This window comes from Streptomyces sp. NPDC031554, from assembly GCF_055580685.1.
The window spans coordinates 1-6267 of the sequence record NZ_JBVIKX010000024.1 but is presented as its reverse complement, the minus strand read 5'-3'; the positions used below and the strand labels follow the sequence as shown (position 1 = coordinate 6267).

Here is a 6267-nt window from a genome sequence, read left to right as displayed (position 1 = left end):
CCCCGCCCACCAACTCCCCACGCAAAAACTCCGCCAACACACCCGGCGACGGATAATCAAAAATCAACGTCGCCGACAACCGCAACCCCGTCACCACACCCAAACGATTCCGCAACTCCACCGCCGTCAACGAATCAAAACCCAAATCATTGAACGACTCACCCACACCGATATCCCCCGCACCCCCATGCCCCAACACCACCGCCACCTCACCCGACACCAACTCCACAAGATGACGCCTCTGCGCCTCGGGGGTCAGCGTCGCGAGGCGGTCCGCCAAGGAGTCTCCGGTGGCCGAGCCGGCGCCCGCCGCCACGGTTCGGGTCGTGCGCCGCGGCCGGCGGACCAGGCCGCGCAGCATCGGTGGCAGTTGCCCGGCCCGTGCCTGCTCCGTCAGAGCGGCGAAGTCGAACTTCACCGGCACAAGCGTGGAGACCTCGCCGGACGGAGTCGTACCGAGCAGGGCCGTGTCGAGCAGGGCCATGCCGTCCTCGGTGGCCAGCGGGAGCACTCCGCCCCGGCCCATACGAGCCTGGTCCGACTCGCTCATCGCCGCGATCATGCCGCCGCTCTCGGCCCACAGGCCCCAGGCCAGGGAGACGGCGGACAGCCCCTGCGTCCGGCGCCACTGGGCGAAGGCGTCCAGGAACGCGTTCGCGGCCGAGTAATTGCCCTGCCCCGGACCTCCGATCACACCGGCCGCCGAGGAGAACAGGACGAACGCCGAGAGGTCCATGTCGCGTGTCAGCTCGTGCAGCGTGAGCGCGGCATCGACCTTGGGCCGGAAGACGGCGCCGATCCGCTCCTGCGTCAGGCTCGCGATCACTCCGTCGTCGAGGACTCCCGCCGCGTGCACGACGGCGGTCAGCGGCGCGTCGGACGACACCGCCGCGAGAAGTTTCTTCACCGCTCTGCGCTTCGACATGTCGCACGCCACCACGGTGACGCTCGCTCCGGCAGCTTCGAGTTCGGCCGTCAGTTCCTCGGCGCCGGGCGCCTCCGGTCCACGACGGCTGGTCAGCAGCAGGTGGCGTACGCCATGTGCGGCGACGAGATGCCGGGCGACGAGGCCGCCCAGGGTTCCGGTCCCGCCGGTGACCAACACGGTTCCCGCGGGATCCAGTACGCGCCCGGCCTCCGCCGCATCACGTGCGCGCCCGGCCTCCGCCGCATCCCGTGCGGTCACGGTGGCGGGGTCGACCGCGGCCCGTACCAGCCTGGGCGTGTGAACGACGTCGGCACGCACCGCCACCTGGGTTTCTCCACTGGCCAGTACGGTCGCCAGAGCCGGCCGGGACGCCTGCAGTTCGTCCACGTCCATCAGCAGGAAGCGGTCCGGGTTCTCGGCCTGTGCAGCGCGCACCAACCCCCAGACCGCGGCGCCTGCCGGGTCGGTCACCTCGGAATCGCCGGCGACACCGACCGCGCCGCGCGTCACGACGAGCAGGCGGGTCGACTCGAGTTCCGGTGCGGCGAGGAACGCCTGGAGGATGCCGAGGACCCGGCCCGCGAGGCCGCGGACCCGCTCGGCGCTGACGACGCCGTCGACGGCGTCGACGACCAGCACGTCCGGCATCGACGCGCCGGACCGCACGAGTTCCTCGACGTCCAGGGCCATGGAGACCGGGTGCGGGACGACCGCGGCGGCGGTGCCGGCCGTCGCTCCGGCCGGCACCGCGGTCCATTCCACGGCGAACAGGGCGTCCGTACCGGGACCGGTCCGTCCGGCGGCCTTGACCTGCTCGTCGGCGACGGCACGCAGCACGAGCGACTCCACCGACGCGACGGGGTTGCCGTCGCCGTCGGCGAGTTCCAGCGCCACCGATTCGGGTCCGGTGGGCGTCATGCGTACCCGCAGGCCGGTGGCGCCCGAGGCGTGCAGCGTCATGCCGTTCCACGCGAACGGCAGGATGAGCTTGCCCTCCTCGGCCTTCCGCTCGGTGAAGGCTCCGCAGTGCAGGACCGCGTCGAGAAGTGCGGGATGCAGACCGAAGCCGGCCGCCGTCTCGGCGGTGTCCGCCGGGAGCGTGACCTCGGCGTAGATCTCGTCGTCAAGGGTCCACAGCGTGCTGAGGCCCTGGAAAAGCGGCCCGTACGCGTATCCGGCGCTCGCCTGGTCCGCATAGAAGTCGGTCAGGTCGACGGGCTGCGCGCCCTCGGGGGGCCAGACGTCGAGTGTGGTGTCGGGGGCCGGCGCCTCGTCGTCGAGCTGACCATTGGCGTGGCGGACCCAGGGGGTTCCGGGCTCCGCGTCGTCGGGCCGCGAGTACACCGCGACCGGCCGGACCCCGCTGCCGTTGTCCTCACCGACCGAGACCTGGACACGGACCGCACCCTTGTCGGGGATCACCAGGGGGGCTTCGATGATCAATTCACGCAGGGACCGCGCACCGACCTCGTCCCCGGTACGGACGGCGAGTTCCACGAGGGCCGTACCCGGCAGCAGGACCGTGCCGGACACGGCGTGGTCCGCCAGCCACGGCTGGGCGGCCAGCGACAACCGGCCGGTACCCAGCACACCACCGGTGTCGGGCACACTGATCACCGAATCGAGCAGCGGATGCTCCACCGCGAACGCGGGATCACCGGCCGACACGTTCGAGTTCAACCAGAACCGCTGGTGTTGGAAGGCGTAGGTGGGCAGGTCCACCCGGTGGGCGCCGGTCCCGGCGAAGACCTTCTCCCAGTCGACCTCGACGCCCCGGGCGTGCAGCCGGCCAAGCGCCTGCATCAGGGCCCGGTCCTCAGCCACGTCCCGCCGCAGGGACGGCACGCAGTCCTGCGCGATCATCCCCGACAGCACACCCTCCGGCCCCAGCTCCAAGAACGTGGCCACCCTCAGCTCCCGCAGGCTCTGCACCCCGTCGTGGAAGCGGACCGTGCCCCGCACGTGCTCCACCCAGTACTCCGGCGAACACAACCGGCCCGCCTCCGCCACCCCACCGGTCAGGTTCGACACCACCGGCACACGCGGCTCGTGATACGCCAGTGCGGCCGCCACCCGGCGAAACTCCTCCAACATCGGATCCATCAACGACGAATGGAACGCATGCGAGACCCGCAACCGCTTCACCCGACGCCCCTCGAACCGGGCCACCACCCCCGCGACCGCCTCCTCCACACCGGAGAGCACGACAGAGGTGGGGCCGTTGACCGCCGCGACACTCACCCCCTCCACCAACAGGGGGACAACCTCCTCCTCCGCGGCCTCGACCGCGAACATCACCCCACCCGACGGCAACGCCTGCATCAACCGACCCCGCGCCACCACCAAAGCCGCCGCATCCTCCAACGACCACACCCCCGCCACATACGCAGCCACCACCTCACCCACCGAATGACCCGCGAGACAGTGGGGGCGCACACCCCAGGACTCCACCAGCCGGAACAACGCCACCTCAACGGCGAAGAGCGCCGGCTGCGCATACCCCGTCTGATCCAGCTCGTCCCCGCCCTCGAAGACCAGGTCCTTCAGCGAGCGGCCGAGAGTCTTGTCCACGGCCGCGCACACCTCGTCGAAAGCGGCCGCGAACACCGGGAACGCGGCATACAACTCACGCCCCATCCCGACCCGTTGCGCACCCTGACCCGTGAACAACACACCCACACCACCCGCAACCACCGCCTGCGGATCCACCGACACCAGACGCTCCCGCGCCTCCTCCACCGAACCCGCCACCACCACCACACGATGATCAAAACGAGCACGCGACAACGCCAACGAGAACGCCACATCCGCCAGACTCAACCCACCGTGCACTTCCAGATGACCGGCCAGCCGCACCGCCTGCGCACGCACGGCGTCGGCCGTCCTGCCCGACAGGACGAGGGGTAAGAGCCCGCGTGACACGGTCGGTTCGGGGTCGTCCGTCTCGACGGCCTCCAGGATGACGTGGGCGTTGGTGCCGCTGATGCCGAAAGAGGAGACTGCCGTGCGACGCGGACGGCCCGGTACGGTCGGCCATTCCCGTGACTCCGTCAGCAGCTCCACCGCACCCGCCGACCAGTCCACCTTCGGCGACGGCTCATCCACATGCAGCGTCTTCGGCAGCACACCGTGCCGCATCGCCTGCACCATCTTGATCACACCCGCCACACCCGCCGCGGCCTGCGCATGACCGATGTTCGACTTCAACGACCCCAACCACAAGGGTCGTTCCGCCGGACGGCCCTGGCCGTACGTCGCGATCAACGCCTGCGCCTCGATCGGATCACCCAGCGCCGTACCCGTACCATGCGCCTCCACCGCATCGACGTCAGCCGCAGACAGACCCGCGTTCGCCAACGCCTGACGGATCACCCGCTGCTGAGAGGGACCGTTCGGAGCGGTCAGGCCGTTCGACGCACCGTCCTGATTGACCGCGCTGCCCCGCACCAGAGCCAGCACCTCATGGCCGTTGCGCCGCGCGTCCGACAGACGCTCCAGCAACACCAGACCCACACCCTCGGCCCACGCCGTGCCGTCCGCACCCGCCGCGAACGACTTGCACCGCCCGTCCACAGCCAGACCCCGCTGCCGCGAGAACTCGATGAAACTGCCGGGCCGGGCCATCACCGTCACACCGCCGGCCAGGGCCAGCGAGCACTCACCGTTCCGCAGCGCCTGCATCGCCGAGTGCATCGCCACCAACGACGACGAACACGCCGTGTCCACCGTCACCGCGGGCCCCTCGAAACCGAAGGTGTACGCCACCCGGCCCGAGACGATGCTTCCGGCCGCCACGGCCGCTTCGTAATCGTGGTACATCAAGCCGGCGAAGACGCCCGTGCGACTGCCCTTCAACGACGTCGGATCGATGCCCGCCCGCTCCAGCACCTCCCACGACGTCTCCAGCAACAACCGCTGCTGCGGATCCATCGCCAACGCCTCACGCGGACTGATACCGAAGAACGCCGGGTCGAACTCCCCAGCGTCGTGGAGGAAACCGCCCTCGCGAACGTAGGACTTGTCGGCCAGGCCGGGGGTGGGGTCGTAGATCCCGTCGACGTCCCAGCCCCGGTCCTCGGGAAACGGCGTGATGCCGTCGCGTTCCTCAGCCACCAGACGCCACAGATCATCCGGCGAGGAGACGCCTCCGGGCAGTCGGCACGCGGCCGACACGATCGCGATCGGCTCGGACGAGGCCGCAAGGATCCGGTCGCGCTCCTCCTTGAGCTGCTCGTTCTCCACGAGCGAGGCGCGCAGTGCCGCGATGAGCTTGTCCTCGGACACAGACATTCTTGAGTTCCTCCGTAGGCCGCGACGGGCTCAGTTGGTGGTGTTGCCCATCGCGCGTTCGATGAGGCCGGCGACGTCCATGTCGGCGATCAGGTGTGCGGCGCTCTCCCGTGTCCCCGAGGAGGCGGGAGTGGTCTCGCCGGAGGCGGCGGCACCGGGTGCGGCAGCCACGAGACACAGCAACTGCTGGAGCACACCCAGTTCCTGGAGCCGTTCGAGGGGGACGGAAGCGAGAGCCTTGCGCAGTCCTGCCTCGTCCACTTCGGCGAGCTGCACCGTTCCGCTTGCGGCGTCCGGAACCAGCTCCGCACGCAGGTGTTCGGTGATCGCGACGGGCGACGGGTAGTCGAAGATCAGCGTGGCGGGCAGCGGGATGCCCACCGCCCCCGTCAGCCGGTTACGCAGCTCGACCGCGGTGAGCGAGTCGAAACCCATCTCGCTGAACGCCTGTCCCGGAACGACGTTCTCGGCATCGGTGTGTCCGAGCACCACGGCGACTTCGTCGCGGACCAGGTCGAGCAGTATCTCCACTTGCTCCTCCTGCGGAAGTCCGGCCAGCCGGTCCGAGAGGGAGACGACGGGAACAGGTCCGCCGGCAGCGGCGATACGCCGGGGTCGGCGGACCAACCCTTGCAACATGGAGCTCAGTTGGCCGGCGGCTGCTTGTGCGGCCAGTGCGGTGAGGTCGAACTTGACGGGTACCAGGTGCGGTTCGTCGGTGCCGATCGCCGTGTCGAAGAGCGTCATGCCTTCCTCGACGGACAACGGGCGAACACCACTGCGCCGCATACGTGCCTGGTCCGTCCGGTCGAGAGCACCAGCCATGCCTCCGGTGTCACCCCACAGGCCCCAGGCCAGCGACACGGCAGGCAGTCCCTGCACCCGACGCCACCGCGCGAACGCGTCCAAAAACGCATTCGCCGCCGAATAATTGCCCTGCCCCGGACCCCCCAACACACCCGACGCAGAGGAATACAACACAAACGCATCCAGATCCAACCCCCGCGTCACCTCATGCAACGCCAACACCGCATCCACCTTCGGACGCA

At 69.5% G+C, this 6267-nt stretch carries 2 protein-coding genes; both read right to left on the bottom strand.

Annotation, left to right across the window (positions count from 1 at the left end; all coding sequences use genetic code 11):
- Window positions 1-5212: type I polyketide synthase (locus tag ACZ5FU_RS34900; RefSeq protein ID WP_469047936.1), on the bottom strand; the 5212-nt coding region annotated here is incomplete at its 3' end.
- A gap of 36 nt (window positions 5213-5248) precedes the next feature.
- A partial coding sequence (locus ACZ5FU_RS34895) for an acyl carrier protein (RefSeq protein ID WP_468839244.1) occupies window positions 5249-6267 on the bottom strand: 1019 nt, incomplete at its 5' end.